The sequence below is a fragment of the Roseococcus pinisoli genome, from assembly GCF_018413645.1.
GTDB lineage: Bacteria > Pseudomonadota > Alphaproteobacteria > Acetobacterales > Acetobacteraceae > Roseococcus > Roseococcus pinisoli.
Genome location: NZ_JAHCDA010000001.1, coordinates 1146061 through 1168263, shown reverse-complemented (window position 1 = coordinate 1168263; position 22203 = coordinate 1146061). Strand labels below are relative to the sequence as shown.

General features: G+C 67.1%; 20 protein-coding genes and 1 pseudogene. 12 read left to right on the top strand and 9 right to left on the bottom strand.

The window, feature by feature from the left end; translation table 11 throughout:
• Window positions 1–1107, bottom strand: coding sequence for a toxic anion resistance protein (locus KHU32_RS05685; protein ID WP_213669038.1), 1107 nt, complete (start codon window positions 1105–1107; stop codon window positions 1–3).
• Complete coding sequence (locus KHU32_RS05680; RefSeq protein ID WP_213669037.1) at window positions 1104–2003, bottom strand: hypothetical protein; 900 nt, start codon at window positions 2001–2003, stop codon at window positions 1104–1106. Before KHU32_RS05680 ends, KHU32_RS05685 begins: the two co-directional genes overlap by 4 nt.
• A 180-nt stretch (window positions 2004–2183) precedes the next feature.
• Here KHU32_RS05680 and KHU32_RS05675 point away from each other — a divergent pair, with 180 nt between their 5' ends.
• Entirely contained in the window at window positions 2184–3035 is an 852-nt protein-coding gene (locus KHU32_RS05675; protein WP_213669036.1) for a metallophosphoesterase, read from the top strand.
• Window positions 3036–3047: 12 nt separating this feature from the next.
• On the opposite strand, the gene KHU32_RS05670 is transcribed toward KHU32_RS05675, so the two are convergent.
• The 4 genes from KHU32_RS05670 to KHU32_RS05655 are packed head-to-tail and all read right to left on the bottom strand — an operon-like array spanning window position 3048 to window position 6077.
• Window positions 3048–3440, bottom strand: a complete 393-nt coding sequence (locus KHU32_RS05670) for an MAPEG family protein (RefSeq protein ID WP_213669035.1) — start codon at window positions 3438–3440, stop codon at window positions 3048–3050.
• Window positions 3437–4192, bottom strand: a complete 756-nt coding sequence (locus KHU32_RS05665) for an alpha/beta fold hydrolase (RefSeq protein WP_213669034.1) — start codon at window positions 4190–4192, stop codon at window positions 3437–3439. Before KHU32_RS05665 ends, KHU32_RS05670 begins: the two co-directional genes overlap by 4 nt.
• Window positions 4193–4196: 4 nt before the next feature.
• Window positions 4197–5072: a DMT family transporter gene (locus tag KHU32_RS05660; protein ID WP_213669033.1), complete on the bottom strand. Its 876-nt coding sequence runs from the start codon at window positions 5070–5072 to the stop codon at window positions 4197–4199.
• A 9-nt stretch (window positions 5073–5081) separates the two neighbouring features.
• The gene (locus KHU32_RS05655) at window positions 5082–6077 is read right to left on the bottom strand and encodes an NAD(P)H-quinone oxidoreductase (RefSeq protein ID WP_213669680.1); all 996 of its coding nucleotides are present in this window, start codon (window positions 6075–6077) and stop codon (window positions 5082–5084) included.
• Between the two features lie 151 nt (window positions 6078–6228).
• Here KHU32_RS05655 and KHU32_RS05650 point away from each other — a divergent pair, with 151 nt between their 5' ends.
• Window positions 6229–7398, top strand: a complete 1170-nt coding sequence (locus KHU32_RS05650; protein WP_213669032.1) for an ABC transporter substrate-binding protein — start codon at window positions 6229–6231, stop codon at window positions 7396–7398.
• A gap of 14 nt (window positions 7399–7412) precedes the next feature.
• Here KHU32_RS05650 and denD read toward each other — a convergent pair whose 3' ends face one another.
• Window positions 7413–8384: a D-erythronate dehydrogenase gene (denD, locus tag KHU32_RS05645; RefSeq protein WP_213669031.1), complete on the bottom strand. Its 972-nt coding sequence runs from the start codon at window positions 8382–8384 to the stop codon at window positions 7413–7415.
• Window positions 8385–8428: 44 nt separating this feature from the next.
• On the opposite strand from denD, the gene KHU32_RS05640 reads away from it, so the two are divergent.
• From KHU32_RS05640 to KHU32_RS05610, 7 genes and pseudogenes are all read left to right on the top strand, one after another.
• Window positions 8429–9580 (top strand): diaminopropionate ammonia-lyase, encoded by a 1152-nt coding sequence (locus tag KHU32_RS05640; RefSeq protein WP_213669030.1) that lies wholly within the window; start codon window positions 8429–8431, stop codon window positions 9578–9580.
• A gap of 74 nt (window positions 9581–9654) precedes the next feature.
• Window positions 9655–10998 carry a sn-glycerol-3-phosphate ABC transporter substrate-binding protein UgpB gene (gene ugpB, locus KHU32_RS05635; protein ID WP_213669029.1) on the top strand — a complete coding sequence of 448 codons (1344 nt, stop codon included), beginning with the start codon at window positions 9655–9657 and terminating at the stop codon, window positions 10996–10998.
• Between the two features lie 127 nt (window positions 10999–11125).
• Window positions 11126–12004 (top strand): sn-glycerol-3-phosphate ABC transporter permease UgpA, encoded by an 879-nt coding sequence (gene ugpA, locus KHU32_RS05630; RefSeq protein ID WP_213669028.1) that lies wholly within the window; start codon window positions 11126–11128, stop codon window positions 12002–12004.
• Entirely contained in the window at window positions 12004–12885 is an 882-nt protein-coding gene (ugpE, locus tag KHU32_RS05625) for a sn-glycerol-3-phosphate ABC transporter permease UgpE (RefSeq protein ID WP_213669027.1), read from the top strand. The genes ugpA and ugpE overlap by 1 nt, the downstream gene beginning before the upstream one ends.
• Window positions 12885–13958, top strand: a complete 1074-nt coding sequence (gene ugpC / locus KHU32_RS05620; RefSeq protein ID WP_213669026.1) for a sn-glycerol-3-phosphate ABC transporter ATP-binding protein UgpC — start codon at window positions 12885–12887, stop codon at window positions 13956–13958. Before ugpE ends, ugpC begins: the two co-directional genes overlap by 1 nt.
• A 43-nt stretch (window positions 13959–14001) precedes the next feature.
• Window positions 14002–14985, top strand: coding sequence for a Bug family tripartite tricarboxylate transporter substrate binding protein (locus KHU32_RS05615; protein WP_213669025.1), 984 nt, complete (start codon window positions 14002–14004; stop codon window positions 14983–14985).
• A 28-nt stretch (window positions 14986–15013) separates the two neighbouring features.
• A pseudogene (locus tag KHU32_RS05610) lies at window positions 15014–15498 on the top strand (altronate dehydratase); the annotation flags it as partial.
• A 16-nt stretch (window positions 15499–15514) separates the two neighbouring features.
• Here KHU32_RS05610 and KHU32_RS05605 read toward each other — a convergent pair.
• A complete protein-coding gene (locus KHU32_RS05605) occupies window positions 15515–17932 on the bottom strand; it encodes an SIR2 family protein (RefSeq protein WP_213669024.1) in 2418 nt (805 codons plus the stop codon).
• Window positions 17933–18061: 129 nt separating this feature from the next.
• On the opposite strand from KHU32_RS05605, the gene KHU32_RS05600 reads away from it, so the two are divergent.
• The 3 genes from KHU32_RS05600 to KHU32_RS05590 all read left to right on the top strand — a co-directional run bounded on the left by KHU32_RS05600 (window position 18062) and on the right by KHU32_RS05590 (window position 21158).
• Complete coding sequence (locus KHU32_RS05600) at window positions 18062–19069, top strand: C-terminal binding protein (protein WP_213669023.1); 1008 nt, start codon at window positions 18062–18064, stop codon at window positions 19067–19069.
• Between the two features lie 186 nt (window positions 19070–19255).
• On the top strand, window positions 19256–20209 hold the full coding sequence (locus tag KHU32_RS05595; RefSeq protein ID WP_213669022.1) for an ABC transporter permease: 954 nt from the start codon (window positions 19256–19258) through the stop codon (window positions 20207–20209).
• A gap of 49 nt (window positions 20210–20258) precedes the next feature.
• Complete coding sequence (locus KHU32_RS05590) at window positions 20259–21158, top strand: ABC transporter permease (RefSeq protein WP_213669021.1); 900 nt, start codon at window positions 20259–20261, stop codon at window positions 21156–21158.
• Between the two features lie 36 nt (window positions 21159–21194).
• On the opposite strand, the gene KHU32_RS05585 is transcribed toward KHU32_RS05590, so the two are convergent.
• A complete protein-coding gene (locus KHU32_RS05585; protein WP_213669020.1) occupies window positions 21195–22181 on the bottom strand; it encodes a Bug family tripartite tricarboxylate transporter substrate binding protein in 987 nt (328 codons plus the stop codon).
• Between the last annotated feature and the right edge of the window lie 22 nt (window positions 22182–22203).

The following is a 22203-nucleotide window of genomic DNA, read 5'->3' as shown; positions in this document are numbered from 1 at the left end:
TCACCGCGTCGCGGGCACGCTGCCGCCGGCGGCGCCCTGGGCCCGTGCCGCCGTCAGCGAGCGGCGGATATCCTGCTCGCAGGCGATCAGCTGCGCTTCGGCCTCGCGGCGCTGGCTCTTGGCCTCGTCGGCGATGCGCAGGCTGTCCTCGATGGTGCCCACCAGGGCCGCATTGGCCTGCCGGATCGCCTCGATGTCGAAGCTGCCGCGCTCCAGCTCCTTGCGGGCCTCGGCATTGCCGGTGCGCAGCGTCTCGGCATTGGCGACGAGCAGCTTGTTGGTCAGGTCCGTCGCCTGCTTCACCGCCGCGCCCGCTTCGCGCATGCGATGGATCGCCAGCGCCTGGGCCAGCTGCTGGCTCCAGAGCGGGACCGTATTGGCCAGCACCGACTGGATCTTCGAGGAGAGCGCCTTGTCGTTCTCCTGGATGAGGCGGATCGCCGGCAGGGTCTGCATCGCGACCTGCCGCGTGAGCCGCAGATCGTGCACGCGGCGCTCCAGCTCGTCGCGCGCGCCGCGCGTGTCGCGCAGCGTCTGGGGGGCGAGCGGGCTGCCCTCCTTCGCCACCGCGGCCTCCAGCGCCGGGATCACCTCGGCATCCGTCTGCTTCAGCACGCGGTCGCCGGCCTCAATGTGGTCGGCCAGGGCGTGGAACCAGTCGAGCGTGGCGGTGTAAAGCCGCTCCAGCCGCTCCACATCCTCGAGCAGGCGGGTGCGGTGGGTGTCGAGCTTGTCGCCGATGACGCTCACCTGGTCGCGCACGCCCTCGTAGCGCTGGACGATGGCGGTGGTATCCGCGCCGGCCTTGGTGAAGATGCGCTGCAGGAAGCCCGGCTTCTCCGCCAGCGAGCCGACGTCGAAGCCACGCAGGGTCGAGAGCATGGCCGAGAGCGTCTGGCCCGCTTCGCCCGTCTCGCGGTTCTGGGCACCTTCCAGCATGGCATCGGCGGCCGCCTGGGCGCGGGACTGCGCGGCGGCGCCGAAGCGCAGGATGGTGCCCGGATCCTTGAGCTCGATGGCGGCGGCGAGACGCGCGATCTCCTCCTCGCGAACGGCGGGGACGGGAGGCTCGGCGGGCGAGGTCGGCGTGAGGGGAGTGTCGCTCATGTTCCTTCCTGGCGCAGCCGCTCGGACAGCACCTTCACCTGGATGTCGAGGGCCTCGCTTTCCGCGGAGCGGAGCTCGCTGCGCAGCTTGCGGGCGGAGGAAGCGAGGTCGGTCAGCAGGGCAGGCAGCGTCTCCGGCGGCTCCGCGCCCGCCTCCAGCCGGTCGACGATGCGGGAGAGCCCGTCGAGGTGGACGTTGAGGAAGCGCCGCGCATCGTGCAACCGCGCCGGGCGCGCCTCGAGATCCTCGATGACTCCCTGCAGGGCGCTCGCCGCCTCCAGCAGCTGCATGCTGAGCGGCAGCCGCGGCGCGGCGCCGGCGATGCGGGAGAGCTGGGTGCGAGGGCCTTCGAGCGGATCGGGCCGGTCAGGCTCAGCCGGCGCCTCGGGCACCGGTTCCGGAACGACCTCGGTCGCGGCGAGGTCCTGGGTGAGGAGACGCGTGCCGAACCAGGCGCCGAAGCCCAGCAGCACGGCGATGGGCGGCGGCATGCCGGCGGCGAGGAAGGCCGTGATGCCGGCGGAGACGCCCATCATGATGGCGCCGCGGCGCGTGTCGCCCTCGTTCCTGCGGGCCATGCGGTTGGCCGCCAGCCAGGCGATGGCCAGGCCGGCGATCGAGCCCACCAGCCGGTGCGGCCGGCCCATGACGATCTCCGCCGGGATGTCGAGCATCAGCGGCCAGAGGAAGACGGGCAGCATCCAGACGCGCCAGCCGAAGACCCGCCGCGGCTGGTTCACCGGGGTCCAGGGCGAGGGCGCGGAGGCGGGACGGCCGGCCCCGCGGACCTGCTGCCGGAGCTGCGCCTTCCGCTCTCGCCACTCGCGGCGAAGCGCGCGCTTCTGGTCGCGCCAGGCGCCCATCAACGGAAGAGCGCCACCACGGCGGGCAGCCACAGGCACACGCCAAGAAGGCCGAGACCGAGTGTCCAGCGCACGGGCGCGGGCCAGTCGGTGAGGAGGGGTCTATTTCCGAGCATCCTGCGTCACATGTTGCCCGTGGCGGCCCCTGGTGCAAGGGCAAACCTTCCGCCATCAAGCCGACACCTTCCACATGCTATGCGCCCCGCCATGTGGATGCGCCGTAGTCTGATCGCGGCCGGACTCGTCGGCGTCTCGAGCGGCGCCTATGGCTTCGGCTACCAGCCCTTCAGCGGGCCAGCCGTCACGCGCTATGCGCTGACGCTGCCCGGCTGGCCGCCCGGCCTGCGGGTGAAGATCGCCGTGCTGGCCGATTTGCACGTCGGCGCGCCGCTGGTGACCGCGAACCGTGTGGCCCATATCGTCGACACGACGAACGCCCTGGCGCCCGACATGGTTCTCCTGCTGGGGGACTACGGGCCGATGAGCCGCCTGGTCCGCACGCCCTATCGCCCGGCCGAGATCGCCGGAATCCTGGGCGGGCTCCGCGCCCCCCTCGGCTCCTTCTGCATCGCGGGCAACCACGACTGGTGGGAAGATGCCGAGGCCGTCGCGCGGCGCGGCGGCGAGCCGGAATGGCTGCGCGGCATGCGGCTCGCCGGCATCCGGCCGTTGCAGAACGCGGCCGTCCGGCTGCCGCAGGGCTTCTGGATCGCCGGCGTCGACAGCCAGATCGCCTTCGCCTGGAATCGCGGCGCGGACGACCTGCCCGGCACGCTGGCCCAGGTGACCGACAACGCCCCGGTCATCCTGATGGCGCATGAGCCGGACATCTTCGCCCGCACGCCGGACCGCGTGGCGCTCACCCTCTGCGGGCATACGCATGGCGGGCAGGTGCGGATCCTCGGCTATTCGCCGCGCGTGCCCTCGCGCTACGGAAACCGCTACGCCTATGGGCTGGTGCAGGAGGGATCGCGCCGGCTGATCGTCTCGGGCGGCCTTGGCACCTCCCGCATCCCGGTGCGCTTCGGCGTGCCGCCGGAAATCGTCGAGATCACGCTGATCTAGCGGGCAGCCGCCTCAGAGCGTGGCGGCGTAGAGCAGCAGGCAGGCCGCGAGGCCGAGCGCGGCCCAGCTCAGCAGCATGCCCATCTGGCGCAGGATCAGCCGCTCCCGCACGGGCGAGATGCCCAGCGCATGCAGCAAGCGCCCGCCCACCGTCATCCCGCCCAGGATGTGCAGCAGCCCCGGCGCGGCCCCGGCGGCTTCCAGCAGGACGAGCAGCAGCAGCGTGATCGGCGCATATTCGACGAAGTTGCCCTGGGCGCGGATGGCGCGCCCGAGCCGCGGATCGTCGCCGGTGCCGAAGGGCGTGTCCGTCGCGCGCCGGACGAGGCTGACCCGGAAGGAGAGCACGAGCAGCAGCAGCCCCAGCAGCCCCGCATGGAGCGAGGTGACGGGGAAGACGGTCATGCGAGGAACGGCTCCAGCTCGGCCAGGAAGCCATGCGGGTTGTCGGCATGCAGCCAGTGGCCGGCCTTCTCCACCACCGCGAAGCGCGCCTGCGGGAAGAAGCGGCGGAAGAGGTCGTGGTTCTCGGGCCGGATATAGCGGCTCTGCGCACCGGCGAGGACGAGCGTCGGCCCGTCGTAGCGGCCGGTTTCCGAGAAGCCCTCGATCTCCGGCATGGCGGCGGAAAGCTCGGCCAGGCCGAGCTTCCAGGCCGGCGGCTGGGCGGAGAGGTCCAGCGACTGCAGCAGGAAGGCGCGGATCCCGGCCTCGGGGATGGTCGGCTCCAGCGCGGCGTCGGCCTCCTTGCGCGTGAGCCCCTCGCGGAGCGGGATGGCGCGCATGGCGGCGATGTAGCCGCGCAGCGCCGGCGGATAGGTCACGGGCGCGATATCGGCCACCACCAGCCGGCCGACCATCGCGCCATGCCGCAGCGCCAGCGCCATGGCGACCTTGCCGCCCATGGAATGGCCGAGCACGGCGGGCGCGCGCAGGCCGCGCGCGGCGATGAGCTCCGCGATATCCTCGGCGAGCGTCGCGTAGCCCATGGCGGCCGCGTGGGCGCTCTCGCCATGGTTGCGCAGGTCCGGCGCCAGCACGCGGTGGCGCTGCGCAAGCCGCTTCTGGATGCCGCCCCAGTTCCGCCCCGCCCCGAAGAGGCCGTGGAGGAGGAGGACAGGACTGCCCTCACCCATCTCGATGACGTTCAGCTTCATGGCCTCAGCCTTTAGCAGCCAGGACGACGCTCAGCACCACCAGGGTGCCGCCGACGATGAGATCCCAGCCCAGCGGCTCGCCTAGCCACATCACGGCCAGCGTCACGCCGAAGACCGGCACCATCAGGAAGCCCACCGAGGCCACCACGGCATTGAGGTGCCGCGCGGCCTCCACATTCGCCCAGGTGCCGATGGGCGCGGCGATCAGGCCGATGAAGGCGGCGATCCACATCGCCTGGTGGCCGATTCCGCCGCCGGCCGAGAAGGGCTCCAGCCAGAGGGCGAGCGGCAGCAGCACGACCAGCGCGGCCACGGCGAAGACCCAGGGCAGCAGCTCCATGATCGGCCGGGAGGGCGGCCGGAGGCGCGTCACCACGATGGCGATGCTCCAGAACAGGGCGGAAAGCAGCAGCATCCCGTGGCCCAGCAGCACGCCGGGTGCCGCCCAGTCGATGGCCCAGGGCCCCATCATGACGAGGACGCCCACCAGGCCGATGCCGGCCGCGACCCATCGCTGGGTCGAGACCCTCTCCCCCAGGAACCAGACCGAGAGCGGCACGAGCCAGTAGATGGTGACGTTGCAGAGGATGGCGGTGCGCCCGGCCGGCACCATGGCCAGCGCGGCGTGGGACAGCGCGAAGAAGCCGCCGATCTGCAGCAGCCCGAGCACCGCGATGACGAGCCAGTCGCGCCGCGGCGGCACATGGAAGCGCCCGAAGGCGGCCATCGCCGCCCCCGTCGCCACCGCCGCCAGCCCGGCCCGGGCGAAGCCGAACCACAAAGGCGTGGCGAACTGATAGGCGTGCTTCGTCAGCGGCCAGATGCCGCCGAAGAACAGGACCACCAGCAGGAGGAGCTGGAGGGCCCTGCCCTGGCTCATCGTGGCGACCTAAACCTTCAGCACGATCTTGCCGATGTGCTGGCTGCTTTCCATCAGCGCATGGGCCTTGGCGGCCTCGGCCAGCGGGAAGGTCGCGTGGATGTGCGGGCCCGCCTTGCCCTGCGCCAGCAGCGGCCAGACCTTCTCCCGCAGCGCATCAGCGATCTCGGCCTTCTGCGCGGTGGTGCGGGGGCGCATCGTGCTGCCCGTGACGGTCAGGCGCTTCACCATGATGGGCCGGAGGTCCACCTCGGAAGCCATGAAGCCGTTCAGGAAGGCGATGATGGACAGCCGGCCGTCCAGCTTCAGGGAGCGGATGTTCCGCGCGAAGTAGGGGCCGCCCACCATGTCCAGCACCACGTCGACCAGCTTGCCGTCGGTGATGCGCTTCACCTCCTCGAAGAAGTCATGCGTGCGGTAGTTGATGGCATGGTCGGCGCCGAACTTGCGCACCGCCTCGCACTTGTCCTCGGAGCCGACGGTCGTGATGACCGTGCAGCCGAATTCCTTCGCGAGCTGGATCGCCGTGAGGCCGATGCCCGAGCTGCCGCCATGGATCAGCACCGTCTCGCCGGGCTGCAGGTTGCCGCCGGCCGCATGCGACGTGCCGAAGAGGTTGGCCCAGACGGTGAAATAGGTCTCGGGCACGGCAGCGGCGCGAATCGCGTCGTAGCCCTTGGGCCAGGGCAGGGTCTGGCTCTGCGGCGCGGTGCAGTACTCGGCATAGGCGCCGCCATTGGTCAGCGCGCAGACCTTGTCGCCGACCTTGAAGGACGTCACCTCGGCGCCGACGGCGACCACCTCGCCCGCGCATTCCAGGCCCAGGATGGGCGAGGCGCCGGGCGGCGGCGGATAGCTGCCGGTGCGCTGGGCCACGTCGGGGCGGTTCACGCCCACGGCCTCGACCTTGATGAGAACCTCGTCCGCCGCGGGGGTAGGCGCCGGGCCGGTCGCCACGGTCATCACCTCGGGGGCGCCGCCGGCGCCGTGGGCGATATAGGTCATGTTCATGGGCGGTAGTCCTCCGAATTCCGGGGCAAATTCCGCGCGTGGCCGGGAAGCGTCAAGCCGGGGCGCCGCCAAACGCCTGTTCCGGAAACAGGATCGTCGTTTCGACGATTGCGCCGCGCGTGATTGGGGCGGAAAATGGGCGGGCATGCACCGCCGCCTCGCTCTCTCGCTGCCGTTCCTGGCCGCCCCCGCGCTTGCGCAGACGCCGGCGCCGGAATGGCGCGTCGGCGCCCTTTTCCCGCTCTCCGGCGGCGCGGCGCTGCTGGGCGACGAGGCGGCCCGCGGGCTCGAGCTCGCGGTCGAGGAGCGGAACGCCGCGGGCGGCCGCCCCATCCGTCTTCTGCGCGCCGACGTCACCGAGCCCGCCCAGACGCTGACCGAGGCGCGCCGGCTGATCCAGCAGGAGCGCGCGACCCTTCTCTTCGGCAGCGTCTCGGCCCTGGTCAGCCAGGCCGCGATCCAGGCGGCCGAGGCGCTGGAGACGCCCTTCGTCGAGCTCGCCGCCCCGGCGGACAGCCTCACCGAGCGCGGCGCCCGGCTGCTGGTCCGCACCGCGCCCCGCGCCACCGACTATGCGCGGCTGGGCGCCGAGGCGCTGACGCGCTGCCTGCCCGTGCATCTCGGCCTGCCGGCCGAGGCGCTGCGGGTGGCCGTGCTGCATGAGAACGGGTCTTCCTCGGAAAGCATCGCGCTGGCGCTCGAGACGCAGCTGCGCGAGGCGCAGGTTCTGGTGGTCGAGCGGCTGCCGCATGCCGCGCGCACCACCGAGATGCCGGCCATGATCCATCGCCTGCGCGCGGCCGGCGTGAACGTGCTGATCCACGCCGCCGGCGAGGGCGACGCCATCTCGCTGTTCCGCGCGCTGGCCGAGGCCGCCTGGCGCCCCTCCGCCATCATCGGCGCGGGGCTGGCCTGGGGCCTCGCCGACCTCGCCCGCGCGATCGGGCCCGCGCTCGACTCGGCCTTCGCGCTGGACGTGCCACCGATCGAGACGGCCGATCGCCGGGCGCCCGGTGCCCGCCCCTTCGCCGAGGCCTATCAGCGCCGCTGGGGCACGCCGCCGCGCTCGGGCCTGTCGCTCGCCGCCTTCGCGGGCGCGCAGCTGGTGCTGAGCCAGCCCAATCCGGAGCGCGCGGCCCTGCGCGCGGCCCTCGCGGCGCTCGACCTCCCGGAGGGCAGCCTGCCCAATGGCTGGGGCTTCCGGATGGACGAGCGCGGCCAGAACACGCGCGCCAACCCCGTGCTGGTGCAGTGGCAGGCCGGCAAGCCAGTGGCGGTCTTCCCGGCCGAAGTCGCGGCCGCGGCGCCGGTCTGAGGCGCCGCGCGCCGTTACATCCCCCGGTCGGCGCGCGTGGCCGCGAGGTCGTCCTCGCGGAAGGCGGCCAGGATGGCCGGCACGCCCTCCTGCGGCGCGAAGCCGAGCTTCTTCGCGCGCGTCGCCGCGAACTCGGCCGGCCAGCCACCGACGATGCCGGCGATCACCGCATCGGGCTCGGACCTGACCAGGGCCCGCTCGGCCGGGGTCAGCGCGGCCAGCATCTCGCCCACGCTGACGGCGAGGCCCGGCGGGTTCACGCCGCGATCGATGCCAAGCGGCGCCGTGTCCATCACGGCGGCATGCAGGAACCAGTCGACGGCGCGGCGCGGCGAGCAGACCCACACCCGAAAATCCTCGCCGACCGGCAACGGCGTCTCCAGGCCCAGCAGCGGCTCGCGCAGGATGGCCGAGACGAAGGAGGAGGCCGCCTTGTTCGGGCGGCCGGGGCGCACGATCACCGTCGGCAGGCGGATGGAGACGAGGTCGAGCATGCCGCGGCGCGAGGCATCGGCCAGCAGCAGCTCGGCCGCGGCCTTCTGCGCGCCGTAGGAATTGCCGGGGACCTGGCGCGCCTCGTCGGGCAGCAGGGCCGACTGGCCGCCGCCGAAGCTCGCGACGCTGGAGGTGAAGAGGACGCGCGGCGGGGTGGAGAGCTTCCGGCAGGCCTCGATGACCGCCAGCGTGCCATGCAGGTTCACCCGCATGCCGAGGTCGAAATCGGCCTCGGCCGCGGCGCTCACCACGGCGGCGAGGTGGAAGACGACGGAGGTGCCCTCCGGGACGGCCTTCGCCACGTCCGCCGCGCTGGCGACGTCGCCGGCCAGGCGGCGCACCGGGAAGGGCGCCTCCAGCGGCGCGGGCTCCGCGAGGTCGAAAAGGGTCAGCTCGGCGATGGGCCGGCCGTCCAGCCCGCCCTCCGCCGCCAGACGTTGCGCCAGTTTGCGGCCGAGGAAACCGCCGCCGCCCAGGATCGTGATCTTCATGGCGCCAGATTGCCCGGCACGGCATCCGGCGCCAAGTTCTTCAGATGAGCGATTTCCGCCTGGTCCTGAACCGCAATCCCGGCACGCCGGGCCTCGTCATCCTGCCGGAGGGCGGCTACCGCCGCGCCCGTGCCGAGATCTCCTCCTGGCCCGGCTACGCGCCCACGCCGCTGCGGCCGCTGGATTTCGCGGGGCCCGCCAGCGTCCACTACAAGGACGAGGGATCGCGCTTCGGCCTCGGCAGCTTCAAGGCGCTGGGCGGCGCCTATGCCGTTCTGAAGCTGATCACGGCCGAGCTGGCGAAGCGCGGCGTCGCCAACAGCGCCACCGGCGCGGAGCTGGAAGCGGGCGCGCATCGCGACGCCGCGCGCCAGATCACCGTCACCTGCGCGACCGACGGCAACCATGGCCGCTCCGTCGCCTGGGGCGCGCAGCGCTTCGGCGCGCGCTGCGTGATCTTCGTGCACCAGCATGTCAGCCAGGGCCGGCGCGACGCCATCGCCCGCTACGGCGCCGAGATCCGCGAGGTCGCTGGCAATTACGACGACAGCGTCCGTGCCGCGCAGGAGACGGCCCAGTCCGAGGGCTGGTTCGTCATCAGCGACACCTCCTATCCCGGTTACACGGAACCGCCGCGCGACGTGATGCAGGGCTACCGGCTGATGGCGGAGGAGGCGATCGCCGCCCTGCCGCAGGCGCCCACCCATGTCTTCGTGCCCGGCGGGGTGGGCGGCGTGGCGGCGGCCGTGGCGGTGCAGCTGCGGGCCATGTGCGGACCGGGCCCGAAGCTCGTCATCGCCGAGCCCGAGCGCGCCGCCTGCCTGACCGACAGCCTGGAGGCGGGCGCCTTCACCACTGTCGGCGGCGATCTCGACACGCTCATGGCCGGGCTGGCCTGCGGCGAGCCCTCGATGCTGGCCTGGCAGGAGCTCGAGCGCAGCGCCTTCGCCTCCATGGCCCTGCCGGATGGCGCCGTGCCCGGCGCCATGCAGGCCCTGGCCGCGCAGGGCGTGGAGGCGGGGGAAAGCGCCGTCGCCGGCTATGTCGCGCTGCAGCGCGCCTGGGACGCGCCGGAGGCCCGCGCCGCCCTGGGGCTGGGCGCCGACAGCCGCGTGCTGATCTTCGGAACCGAGGGCGCGACGGACCCCGCGCTGTACCAACAGCTCCTCCAGGTCAAATCTGCTTCACGGAACTGACTTCTTGGTGTCACATGGACGTAATGGCGGAGGAATAACCGCCACACGTCGATGAAATCCCGGGAGTGCTCCACATGCTGCGTCGTTCCTTCGGACAGGCGGCCATCGCCGCTGCCGCCCTGCCCCTCGCCGCGCCGGCGCTCGCCCAGGGCGGCCCCCTTGAGCTGCAGTTCTGGCATGGGCTTCCCCAGCCGCTCGGCGGCCTGCTCGAGAAGATCGTCGCCGATTTCAACGCCAGCCAGACGGCGGTGAAGATCGCGCCGTCCTTCCGCGGCTCCTACCCCGAGACGATGGTGGCCGCGATCGCCGCCTTCCGCGCCAACCAGGCGCCCCACATCGTGCAGATGTTCGAGGTCGGCACCGGCACCATGATGGCCGCCGGCCGTGCGGTGAAGCCGGTCTACGAGCTGCTGGCCGAGACCGGCGTGCAGATCGACTTCAACGACTTCCTCCCCGGCGTCCGCGGCTACTACGCGGCGGCCGACGGCCGGCAGATGTCGATGCCCTTCAACAGCAGCACCTCGGTCGTCTTCTACAACAAGGACATGTTCCGCCGGGCCAACCTGAACCCGGACCAGTTCCCGACGACCTGGGAAGGCGTGGAGCAGGCGATGCGCGCGCTGAAGGCCGCGGGCATCGAGGCGCCGCTCACCACCTCCTGGCCGACCTGGCTGAATCTCGAGCAGTTCAGCGCCATCCACGACATTCCCTTCGCCACACTGGCCAACGGCTTCGCCGGGCTGGGCACCGAACTGCGGATCAATAATCCGCTGGTGCTGAAGCACATGGCCAACCTCCAGAACTGGTCGCGCGAGGGGCTCTACCGCTACGGCGGCCGCGACAATGCGGCGGACGCGCTGTTCCCCTCGGGCCAGGTGGCCATCACCATGTCCTCCTCGGGCCTGCGCGCGCGCATCAGCAACGAGGCGCGGTTCCAGTGGGGCGTGGGCATGCTGCCCTATTTCGACGGCACGCCCCGCGCGCCGGGCAACAGCATCATCGGCGGCGCGAGCTTCTGGACGATGAACAAGGGCCCGCGGGACACGCGCTCCGCCGCCGAATACCGGGGCGTGGCCGAGTTCTACAAATACATCAGCGGCACCGAGGTGGGCGCCAAGTGGCACACCGACACGGGCTACCTGCCGCTGACCCGCGCTTCCTTCGAGGCCGTGAAGAAGACCGACTACTACCAGCGCAATCCGGGCGCCGACGTGCCGATCGAGCAGATGCTGCGCGGCACGACGAGCGACAACACGCGCGGCCTGCGGCTGGGCGGCCTCATCGAGATCCGCAACATCATCCAGGAAGAGATGGAGAAGATGCTGCAGGGCCAGCAGAGCGCCGAGCAGGCCATGGCGGCGGGCACGACCCGCGGCAACGTCGTGCTCCGCAACTTCGAGCGGGCGAACCGGGGCTGATGACGCCCCCGCCCCTCTCCGCGAGGCCCGGGCGGCCGGACGGAGGCGGGCGCCGGACCGCGATCGGCGCTGGACGGGCCGGCGCCGGCACGGAAGCGATGACCCAGGGCCAGGCAGGCGAAGCGACATGAAGAAGGTGATCTTCAAGGGCACGCTGCTGCCCTATCTGCTGCTGCTGCCGCAGCTCGCCATCACGGCCATCTTCTTCTTCTGGCCGGCGGGGCAGGCCGTCTACCAGTCCTTCCTGCGCGAGGACGCCTTCGGCCTCTCCACCGAATTCGTCGGCTTCGAGAATTTCCTGGACGTGCTGCACGACCAGACCTGGCTCGATGCCGCGGGGCGCACGCTGCTCTTCTCCGGCTCCGTCGCGACGCTGGCGCTGGGCTCGGCGCTGTTCCTGGCCGTGCAGGCGGACAAGCACATCCGCGGCGCGAATGCCTACAAGACGCTGCTGATCTGGCCCTATGCGGTGGCGCCGGCCATCGCCGCCGTGCTCTGGCTCTTCATGTTCCATCCGAATATCGGGCTGTTCGGCCGCATGCTGAACGGCCTCGGCGTTCCCTGGGACTACCGGCTGAACGGCAACCAGGCGATGCTGATGGTCATCATGGCCAGCGCCTGGAAGCAGGTCAGCTACAACTTCATCTTCTTCCTCGCGGGGCTGCAGAGCATCCCGAAAGCCGTCCTCGAAGCCGCCGCGATCGACGGCGCACGGCCCACGCGGCGCTTCTGGACCATCATCTTCCCGCTGCTCTCGCCCACCGCCTTCTTCCTGCTGGTGGTGAACCTCGTCTACGCCTTCTTCGACACCTTCGGCGTGATCCACAGCCTGACGCAGGGCGGCCCCGGCAAGGCGACCGAGACGCTGATCTATCGCGTCTATACCGACGGCGTGATCAACCTGAACCTCGGCTCCAGCTCGGCGCAGAGCGTCATCCTCATGCTGCTGGTGGTGGTGCTGACGGTGATCCAGTTCCGCTACATCGAGCGGAAGGTGCACTACTGATGCCGGCCTCCACCCAGGAGCTCGCCGAGGCCACGCGCCGCCGGCACCGGCGCGAGAAGTTCGTCACGCATCTCTGCCTGCTTCTCGGCGTGCTGATCTTCGTCTTCCCGATCTACCTGACGCTCATCGGCTCGACGCATGACGTGAACACCATCGGGCGCGGCGAGGTGCCGCTGCTGCCGGGCGCCCAGGCCCTGCCGAACTACGCCCAGGCCTGGGCCGCGGGCGGCGGCCGCTATATGGGCACCCCGGCCGGGACGATGCTGGTCAACAGCCTCGTGATGGCGCTTCTCATCGCCGTGGGGAAGATCGCGATCTCGCTGACCTCGGCCTATGCGGTGGTGTTCTTCCGCTTTCCGCTACGCATGGTCTTCTTCTGGCTGATCTTCATCACGCTGATGCTGCCGGTGGAGGTGCGCATCATCCCCACCTTCCAGGTGATGGTGAATCTCGGCCTCACCAACACCATGGCCGGCCTCGTGATCCCGCTCATCGCCAGCGCGACGGCGACGCTGCTCTTCCGCCAGTTCTTCCTCACCATCCCCGACGAATATGTCGAGGCCGCGAAGATCGACGGCGCGGGGCCGATCCGCTTTTTCCTCGACGTCGTGCTGCCGCTCTCGCGCACCAACATCGCGGCGCTTTTCGTCATCCTCTTCATCTACGGCTGGAACCAGTATCTCTGGCCGCTGCTGATGGTGAACGACCGCAGCCTGGAGACGATTGTCGTCGGCCTCACCAAGATGATCGGCACGGGCGACCAGCAGAACGAGTGGAACGTCATCATGGCGACGGCCGTCTTCGCGCTGCTGCCGCCGGTGGCGGTGGTGGTGCTCATGCAGCGATGGTTCGTGAAGGGCCTGACGGAGACCGAGAAGTAATGGCCACCCTCACCCTGCGCGACGTGAAGAAGTCCTTCGGCGCCACGCCCGTCCTGCACGGCGTCGACCTCGACGTGAAGGATGGCGAGATGATCGTCATCGTCGGGGCCTCGGGCTGCGGCAAGTCGACGCTGCTGCGCATCGTCGCCGGGCTCGAGACCGAGACCTCGGGCGAGGTGCTGATCGCCGGGCAGAGCATGAAGGGGCTGGAGCCGGCCGATCGCGACGTCGCGATGGTCTTCCAGAACTACGCGCTCTACCCGCACATGTCGGTCTTCCAGAACATGGCCTATGGCCTGAAGATCCGCGGTCTGCCGAAGGACCAGATCCAGCGCCGCGTGGACGAGGCGGCGGGGCTGCTCGGCATCGGTCACCTGCTGCACCGCAAGCCGCGCGAGCTCTCGGGCGGGCAGCGGCAGCGCGTCGCCATGGGGCGTGCCATCGTGCGCGAGCCCAAGCTCTTCCTCTTCGACGAGCCGCTGTCCAACCTCGACGCCAAGCTGCGCGTCGAACTACGCGCGGAGATCCGCCGGCTGCAGCGGCGCCTCGGCATCACCTCGCTCTTCGTCACGCATGACCAGGTGGAGGCCATGACGCTGGGCGACCGCCTGGTCGTGATGAATGCGGGCCGCGCCGCGCAGATCGCGACGCCGATGGAGATCTGGGAGAGGCCCGCCGATACCTATGTCGCGGGCTTCATCGGCAGCCCCTCGATGAACCTGCTCTCCGCCAGGCTGGAGGCGGGCGGCGCCGCTGCGATCCTCGATGCGGGCGGCCTGCGCCTGCCCTTCGTCGATGGCCCGCGCGCCGGCGCGGCGGGGCGAAAGCTCACCCTCGGCATCCGGCCGGAGCATCTGCGCCTGGGCGAAGGCGGCCTCGACGTGATGGTGGAGCTGGTCGAGCCGCTGGGCGGCGAAAGCGTACTGCACGGCAAGCTCGCCGACGGCACACCGCTCACCGCACGCCTTCCCGGCGCTCGTTACGCGGACGGCGCGATGACGCTCGCGCTGCCGCCGGAATCGCTGCATGTCTTCGACGGCGAGACCGGCAAAAGGATTGAAGCCGGGGACTGATCGCGGCAGGCTCCCGCTCAACGAAAACGGGAGAGAATTGTTCATGCATCGCCGCCAGGCCCTCGCATTGGGTGCCCTCGCACCCTTCGCCGCCACCACGCCCCTTTCCGCCCAGACCACCACCGACTGGCCCTCGCAGGCCGTGCGCCTCGTCGTGCCCTTCGCGGCGGGCGGGCCGACCGACGTTCCCGCGCGCCTCATCGCCGACGAGATGTCGCGCAACCTGCCCAACCGCCTGGTGGTGGAGAACCGCACCGGCTCGGGCATCGTCATCGGCACGGACATCGTGGCCAAGGCGCCGAAGGACGGGCTGACGGTGCTCTACTCCACCATCGGCCATGCGGTGGTGAAGGCGCTGTTCCCGCGCGTGCCCTTCGATCCGGTGGCGGATTTCACGCCCGTCGCGCTCGTCGGCAAGGTGCCGATGATCATGATGGTCAACAAGGATTTTCCCGCGCGCACGCTGCCCGAGTTCATCGCGCTGATCCGCGCCAATCCGGGCAAGTACGACTATGCCAGCAGCGGCAATGGCGGCGCCGTGCACCTGGCGACCGAGCTGTTCCTGCACATGGCGGGCGGGCTGAAGATGAACCACATCGCCTTCCGCGGTAGCGCGCCGGCCATGCCGGAGCTGCTCTCGGGGCGCATCCCCATGCTGATCGACGTGGCGGCCGGCGCGCTGCCCATCATCCAGCGCGGCGACCTGCGCCCGCTCGCCATCTCGACGCGCACGCGCAGCTCGCTGGTGCCGGACCTGCCCACCTTCATCGAGGGCGGCGTGCCGGATTACGAGGCCTATACCTGGCACATGATGCTGGTGCCCTCGGGCACGCCGACGCCCATCGTCAACGCCATCAACGCCGCCACCAATCGCGCGCTGGAGGTCGAGCCGCTGCGCCGGCGGCTGGAGGAGATGACGGTCGAGGTCGTGCGCGGCAGCTCGCCGGCCGATGCGGCGGCCTTCCTCGCGGCCGAGATCGCGAAGTGGGAGCCGGTGATCGCGGCGGCCGGCATCCGGATCGACTGAGAGCGCAGGGGCGGACATGACGCGCGAGGGGGCGGAGATGAACGCCAACCCCTCGCCGGGCAACGAGGCGGGCGGGCTGACGACGATCCTGGAGAAGTCGCTGGGCGCGATGGCGAAGGCGACCTCGTGGACGTGCTGCGCTATGCCGAGGCTGTCAGGGAGCGCGGCTTCGTCTTCATGGACACGCCGGGCTACGACCCCGTGGGCGCGACGGGCCAGGTGGCCGGGGGCGCGAACCTGATGTGCTTCACCACGGGGCGCGGGAGCGTGTTCGGCTGCAAGCCGGCGCCGTCGCTGAAGCTGGCGACGAACACGGCAATGTTCTCCCACATGGAGGAGGACATGGACATCAATTGCGGGACCGTTCTGGACGGGACGGAGAGCGTGCAGGAGTGCGGGGCGCGGATCTTTGGGCACATGCTGGCGACGGCGAGTGGGGAGCCGACGAAGAGCGAGAGGCTGGGGTTTGGGGATGCGGAGTTTGCGCCTTGGGTTTTGGGAGCGACGATGTAAGTCGCTCCCTTTTTGTTTAAATCCGTCTAAGCAAAGATGTAGTTTCTCGTATAAGTATTTCGACATCTGCGTTTATTTCATTTTTTCGAGCCTTCCATTCTTCAGCCTTTGCTTTAATGCTTGCGACCGCCAATTTAAATCTTGTTTTCTGTGTACTGTCCCAGGAGCTAAAATGTTTTGATGCTACGTCAGAAAAATATCGACCTGTTTTAAAAGGATAATGCCTATTGTTGTCTAAAAATATTTGCTTTTCTAAACGCTCATTTGCTTCAATAAAAACCTCAAATGCCGCATCACGATTACTTTCTGCCACAGCTTGGCGCATTTGAAATCGCGAAAAATAATTATCTATGCGCGTTAGATTAGGTTTTGGACGTGCTTTTTCTCGCGCATAAGCATTCTCGAAACACAGCTTGCCTCGGACTAGATCGCCAAGAACGGTCGCGGCAATACCAATTTGTAGCCAGTAGTCGGGATTATTTCTTGTGTCTCCGTACACTCTAATGGCATCATAATACCGAAAAATATTTGCTGCCTTTGTGCGTTCTGCAAACATGGGCTCTACTGCACTAAATTTAACTAATTCGATAACAAGCTGCTTCCATTCGTTTCCTTCCTTTGTTCTACGAATCGCTTTTTCGTATAAATATTCCAGACTATCTCCTACAAGTTCGTCATCCATAAAAGCATGTAGAATATGAGTCCCTACTAAACCACCTCGCATATAAATGTGATTAGCGTCGCTAAGCATAAAATGTCTAACTTGATCACCATACATAGACAGCATCTTACTTATAGTTTGACGGTCAAACAAATATTGCCATTCGTTGATGCTAAAGTTAATTTTTACTGAATTAAGAATTAATATTAGGCAAAAAGATTTTGCTATTGAAATATCGGAAGAAAGGGGCTGCAATAAATCACGAAGTTGAGCCTGTACTTTTTCCGATCGTATAATTTCAATAAGCAAACGATACAGCGAACCCTCTAAAGTTTTGCCAATATGGTTCTGGCGTGCCGAGATATTCGCTCCGGCGCGCTCACCCCAGAATCCCCCAAAATTAACAAGCGCTTCAAATGCCTCGATATCTTTACTTTCAATTTTGCCAAGTGTAATTTCTTTTATTGGTCCGAGATGCGGCGTTGCATCTATAAATCGACTTGTTAATTCGTGGATTGCCGACCGCTCGGTTAAGATGATCCGATGATTCGGTGGCCGTGAACTTGCATATTCCGTTATTTCATTTCTAAATAAAAAATATGAATCGAATATAACGGCAATTTTCTCAGGCGATCCACTGAGTCTTTTTAAATCTTGAGATAATAAAGTCGTCGATATGGCATAAAATACCTTGTATCCTAGATTTATTAAATATAAAGCCAAATTAAGTGTGCTTGCGGATTTACCAGAAGCAATTTCTCCAACAAACAATATATCTCGCCAAGGGCCCAGTTTAATTGCGTTTCTGGCAACTTCGTCTTGCGCTCTCATTACAAGAAAAGGACGATCTCCAAATACGTTTTGTCGAGCCAAAATTTCATTTTCTGGCAATTTCCCATAGACCAATTGCTCAGTCAGTTTTTGTACAGAAACACCTCGCCGCACGTCATCATCTTGCGCGACAAGCTCACGGAGTGCAGTAAAGCCAGTTACAAAAATTGGAAGATTGTAGCTCGCCGCAACACTTTTGATATGTTCAACTAAAATATCTATGCCACCAGGCACGACTGTGCCATAACGCTCCAACGTATTTATTTCAACTTCATCAGCATCTGGCGCAATGAAGAAAAAAGTTTTTTCTTTGACGCCATCAGCAGCCAAAAGTATCTTATCTATCTCCAAATCATATAAACTATATCCGGCAAATATTATTGCCCTGGACGTATTTAGATCCCGCTCAAAAAAACTAAGCCATCCTGTTTGAGCCAGTCGGTCTGCCGCATAGGATAAATCAGTTAGCGCAATTTCTAAATTCATGTTCGCAGGGCTAACTCGTTTTGCGGAGCCATTCAAATGGATAACCGAGCCCAATTTTGCTGAGGTCTGAGTTTCATCAATCGTTATGGAAGAGACAGGATACTTGCCTGCGCGAGCGATTTCTATCGCATTATCATAGTTCGTCGTATATATTCGCTTCCACGGAAGAGAATATAGATCAGTTAGTCTTTCGTCTACAGAGTGAACGGTAAAATTTTCTTTTATCTTGTCATAAACAAATTCACTTCCTTTCTTTCGTATGACAGAACCCGCAACCCTATCCAATTTATGTCTTGATCCTGTACCTTTCGGCTGTTCGAGTAAAATATCCGTCAGCCATTGCGCATCCGGCACCGCCTCGCCGTTTTCTCGCTTTGCGAGAAAAGACAAGCCCGCGCCCACAAACAATACTGCATTGCCATCTTTGGCGGACCGTACGGCTTCAATTAAATTCATTGTTTTTATCCTTAACTGATGCCAATTTGGACATTGAAGCTGGATCGTGAGGTGAAGGTCTACCTAACCCACTAATTAAATCGCGCCATCTGCATGGCATGCAAGATCCTTATCGCGTAGCCTAATTGGATGCTCACCGTCCTAGAACCAGAATCCCTCTACCCTGACACCGCGCTCGAGCAGCGCATCATGGGCGACGGGGTCCGCATCCTCACCGGCAGCGCCAAAAAATCCCTCATGGAGCTCCCCGACGAGCTCTGCGCCGAGGTCGAGGGCCTCATGACCCTCCGTCTCGCCGTCCCCGCCGAGGCGCTGGCAAAATTCCCGAAGCTCAAGGTCGTGATCCGCATGGGCGTCGGCTACGACCGCGTGGACCGCGCCGAATGCGCGCGCCGCGGCATCGCCGTCTGCAACGTGCCCGACTACGGCACGCAGGAGGTCGCCGACACCGCCATCGCGCTGACCGTCGCGCTGCGGCGCGGGCTGGTGCTGCATCACGACGCCCAGCGGCAGGACCCGCCGGCGGCCTGGGGCGTGATCCAGAACCCCATCGTCCGCCGGTTCGACGTGCAGACCTTCGGCGTGCTCGGCCTGGGGCGCATCGGCACAGCGGCGGCGCTGCGGGCCAAGGCGCTCGGCTTCAAGGTCGCCTTCTACGATCCCGCCCTGCCCAACGGCGCCGACCGCGCGATCGGCGTGCAGCGCCTGGACAGCCTGGAGGCGCTGATGGCGGCCTCCGACGTGCTGTCCATCCATTGCCCGCTCACGCGCAACACGCGCGGCCTGGTCGGCGCGAAGGAACTGGCGCTGCTGCCCAAGAATGCAGTGGTGATCAACACGGCGCGCGGCCCGATCCTGGACGTCGACGCGCTGGAGGCCGGCCTGCGCTCCGGCCATATCGCGGCGGCGGGGCTGGACGTGCTGCCGGTGGAGCCGCCGGTCGATCCCATCCCGAACCTGCTGCGCGCCTATCGCGCGAAGGAGCCCTGGCTGATGGGCCGGCTGGTGATCATGCCGCATGTCGCCTTCCACAGCCCCGAGGCCTGGGACGACATCCGCCTGAAGTCGGCGGAGACGATGCGCGACGTCCTGGTCCGCGGCCTCAAGACCAACGTCATCCCTCCCGAGGGTGACTGAAAACGGAGCGGGGTCCGGGGCCTTTCGGCCCCGGGCGGGTTTCAGGGCACAGCCCTGAAAAGCTCCCAGGAGCGGCAGCCCTGCCCCACTCATGGGCAGCGGCAGCGTGCCGGCCTCGAATCGATCTCAGCTTCGCCTTGCCCGGCGCGCCCGGCCCCGCCCTAATGGCGCGGGGAGACTGACAGAATGTTCTTTTATCTGTTGCGCCGCCTGCTCTACTCGGTGCCGATCGCGCTGGCGGTGGGGTTCGTGTGCTTCATGCTGGTGCAGATCGCGCCCGGCGAGCCGATCAACGCCATCGTCCCGCCCGACGCGCCGGCCGATCTGGTGGAGCAGGTCCGCCGCGAATACGGGCTCGACAAGCCCTTGCCCGTGCAGTTCGGCATCTGGCTCTCGAAGGTCGTGCAGGGGGATCTCGGCCGCTCGCTGGCGACGGGGCGGCCGGTCTGGGACGATCTCCATTCCGCCATCGGCAATACGCTGCGGCTGGCGGTGGCGGCCTCGCTGCTGGGCTTCGTGCTGGGCTGCGTCCTTGGCGGGCTCGCGGGCACCTTCCGGGGCAGCCTGCTGGACCGCGCGGCGGTGACGGTGGCCGTGGCCGGCGTCTCGGTGCCGCATTACTGGCTCGGCATGGTGCTGGTCGTGATCTTCTCGGTGCAGCTGAACTGGCTGCCGGCGATGGGCGCGGGCCCAGGCGGCAGCTCGGACTGGGCCTGGACCTGGGAGCACTTCCAGTTCCTCATCCTGCCGGCGGTGACGCTCTCGGTGATCCCGATGGGTATCGTGACGCGGACGGTGCGCGGCATCGTGGCCGAGATCATGAACCAGGAATTCGTGACGGCGCTCCGCGGCAAGGGGCTGACCTCGTGGAACATCTTCCTGCACGTCGTGAAGAACGCGGCACCGAACGCGCTGTCGGTGATCGGGCTGCAGCTGGGCTACCTGATGGGCGGCTCGATCCTGGTGGAGACGGTGTTCTCCTGGCCGGGGACGGGGCTGCTGCTGAACAGCGCCATCTTCCAGCGCGACCTGCCGGTGCTGCAGGGGACGATCCTGGTGCTGGCGCTGTTCTTCGTGGCGCTGAACCTGCTGGTGGACCTGATCCAGACCACGCTCGATCCGCGGATCAAGCGCGCATGACCGGCAACTCTCCTCCGGCCGCCCCCCTGACGCGAGGGATCAAGCACCCATGAGCGCCACCGCTGCCAAGGCCGAGCTGGCTGTCCAGGCCGCGCAGGCCGCCGCCGTCTCCCGGGGCTACTGGGCCGGCGTCTGGAAGCGCCTGCGGCGCGATCCCATGGCGATCGGCTGCGCCGCCGTGCTGCTGGTCATGCTCGCCGTCATCCTGCTGGCGCCCTGGATCGCCCCCTATGACCCGACGCAGGGCAGCATGATGCGCCGGCTGCGCCCCATGGGCACGCCCGGCTATCCCCTCGGCACCGACGAGCTGGGGCGCGACATGGTGACACGGTTGATCTATGGCGGCCGCCTCTCCTGGTTCATGGGCATCGTGCCGGTGGCGCTGGCCTTCGTAGTGGGCGGCACGCTCGGCGTGCTGGCCGGCTATGCGGGCGGGCGCCTGAACATGCTGATCATGCGCACGACGGACGTCTTCTACGCCTTCCCCTCCGTGCTGCTGGCGGTCGCGATCTCGGGCGCGCTGGGGGCGGGCATCACAAATGCCATCCTCTCGCTCACGCTGGTCTTCGTGCCGCCGATCATCCGCGTGGCGGAGACGGTCACCACCGGCGTGCGCAACCTCGATTTCGTGGATGCGGCGCGCGCCTCGGGCGCCTCGGCCTTCACCGTCGTGCGCGTGCATGTGCTGGGCAACGTGCTGGGGCCGATCTTCGTCTACGCGACCTCGCTGATCAGCGTGTGCATGATCCTCGCCTCGGGGCTGAGCTTCCTCGGGCTCGGCACGCGGCCGCCGGATGCGGAATGGGGGCTGATGCTGAACACGCTGCGCACGGCCATCTATTCGCAGCCCTGGGTCGCGGTGCTACCGGGCGTCTGCATCTTCGTGACGTCCATCTGCTTCAACCTGCTGAGCGACGGGCTGCGCCAGGCGATGGACGTGAAGGCCTGAGAAGACGGGCGGGCCCTGGGCCCGCCCGGAAACGCCTCAGCCGGCGTCGGCCTGGAGGCCCTCGCGCGTCACGACCTCCGCCCATTTGCGCGTCTCCGCCGCGACGAAATCGGCGAAGGCCTCGGGGCCCAGCTTCAGCGGCACGCCGCCGAGCTCGGCGAAGCGGCGCTGCGTCTCCGGCAGGTCGAGCCAGGCGTTCACCTCGGCATTGATGCCCCGCACCATGGCCGGCGGCATGCCGGCCGGGCCGAAGATGCCGAACCAGGTGCTCACGTCGTAATTCGTGAGTTCGGGCATGGTCTCGCGCATCGCCGGGACGTCGGGCAGCTGGGAACTGCGCTCCCGGCTCGTGACTGCCAGCGCCCGCACCCGGCCGCCCCGGATGTGCTCGATGACGCCGGTCAGGTTGTCGATCAGGAAGTTCACATTGCCGGCCAGCAGATCCACCTGGGCCGGGCCGGAACCGCGGAAGGGAACGTGGATGGCCTCGGCATTCAGCATCTGCAGCATCAGCACGGGCGAGAGATGGGTGGACTGGCCCACGCCCGTCGAGCCGTAGCTGATCCGGCCGGGCTGGGCACGAAGGAGAGCGGCGAGTTCCGCCACGCTGCGGGCGGGGACGTCGTTGTTCACCACCAGCACATTGGGGCCCGTGATCGTGCCGGCGATGGGCAGCACCTGCTCGGGCCGGTAGGGCAGGTTGCGCATCAGCGAATAGGCGATCGCCTGCGGGCCGATATTGCCCGACATGATGGTCGCGCCATCAGGGCGGGATCGCACCATCTCCAGCGTGCAGATGGTGCCGCCCGCGCCCGCGCGATTCTCCGCGACGACCGAGACGCCCCAGCGCGATTGCAGCCGCGGCGCCAGGAGCCGCGCCATGATGTCGGTCGTGCCGCCCGGCGCGGCGGCCACCAGCAGCCGGACGGGCTGGTCCGGCTTCCAGTCCTGGGCCCGCGCCGCGTGAAGAGGTATCGCGCCGAAAGGCAGGGCCAAAGCGGCCCTGCGGGACGGGTGGTTCATGGTCTCGCTCCCTGCTTTTATG

Coding starts and splice junctions, on each gene's coding strand:
- KHU32_RS05685 (WP_213669038.1), bottom strand. CDS start 1,107: ATGAGCGACACTCCCCTCACGCCGACCTCGCCCGCCGAGCCTCCCGTC.
- KHU32_RS05675 (WP_213669036.1), top strand. CDS start 2,184: ATGCGCCGTAGTCTGATCGCGGCCGGACTCGTCGGCGTCTCGAGCGGC.
- KHU32_RS05670 (WP_213669035.1), bottom strand. CDS start 3,440: ATGACCGTCTTCCCCGTCACCTCGCTCCATGCGGGGCTGCTGGGGCTG.
- KHU32_RS05665 (WP_213669034.1), bottom strand. CDS start 4,192: ATGAAGCTGAACGTCATCGAGATGGGTGAGGGCAGTCCTGTCCTCCTC.
- KHU32_RS05660 (WP_213669033.1), bottom strand. CDS start 5,072: ATGAGCCAGGGCAGGGCCCTCCAGCTCCTCCTGCTGGTGGTCCTGTTC.
- KHU32_RS05655 (WP_213669680.1), bottom strand. CDS start 6,077: ATGACCTATATCGCCCACGGCGCCGGCGGCGCCCCCGAGGTGATGACC.
- KHU32_RS05650 (WP_213669032.1), top strand. CDS start 6,229: ATGCACCGCCGCCTCGCTCTCTCGCTGCCGTTCCTGGCCGCCCCCGCG.
- denD (WP_213669031.1), bottom strand. CDS start 8,384: ATGAAGATCACGATCCTGGGCGGCGGCGGTTTCCTCGGCCGCAAACTG.
- KHU32_RS05640 (WP_213669030.1), top strand. CDS start 8,429: ATGAGCGATTTCCGCCTGGTCCTGAACCGCAATCCCGGCACGCCGGGC.
- ugpB (WP_213669029.1), top strand. CDS start 9,655: ATGCTGCGTCGTTCCTTCGGACAGGCGGCCATCGCCGCTGCCGCCCTG.
- ugpA (WP_213669028.1), top strand. CDS start 11,126: ATGAAGAAGGTGATCTTCAAGGGCACGCTGCTGCCCTATCTGCTGCTG.
- ugpE (WP_213669027.1), top strand. CDS start 12,004: ATGCCGGCCTCCACCCAGGAGCTCGCCGAGGCCACGCGCCGCCGGCAC.
- ugpC (WP_213669026.1), top strand. CDS start 12,885: ATGGCCACCCTCACCCTGCGCGACGTGAAGAAGTCCTTCGGCGCCACG.
- KHU32_RS05615 (WP_213669025.1), top strand. CDS start 14,002: ATGCATCGCCGCCAGGCCCTCGCATTGGGTGCCCTCGCACCCTTCGCC.
- KHU32_RS05605 (WP_213669024.1), bottom strand. CDS start 17,932: ATGAATTTAATTGAAGCCGTACGGTCCGCCAAAGATGGCAATGCAGTA.
- KHU32_RS05600 (WP_213669023.1), top strand. CDS start 18,062: ATGCTCACCGTCCTAGAACCAGAATCCCTCTACCCTGACACCGCGCTC.
- KHU32_RS05595 (WP_213669022.1), top strand. CDS start 19,256: ATGTTCTTTTATCTGTTGCGCCGCCTGCTCTACTCGGTGCCGATCGCG.
- KHU32_RS05590 (WP_213669021.1), top strand. CDS start 20,259: ATGAGCGCCACCGCTGCCAAGGCCGAGCTGGCTGTCCAGGCCGCGCAG.
- KHU32_RS05585 (WP_213669020.1), bottom strand. CDS start 22,181: ATGAACCACCCGTCCCGCAGGGCCGCTTTGGCCCTGCCTTTCGGCGCG.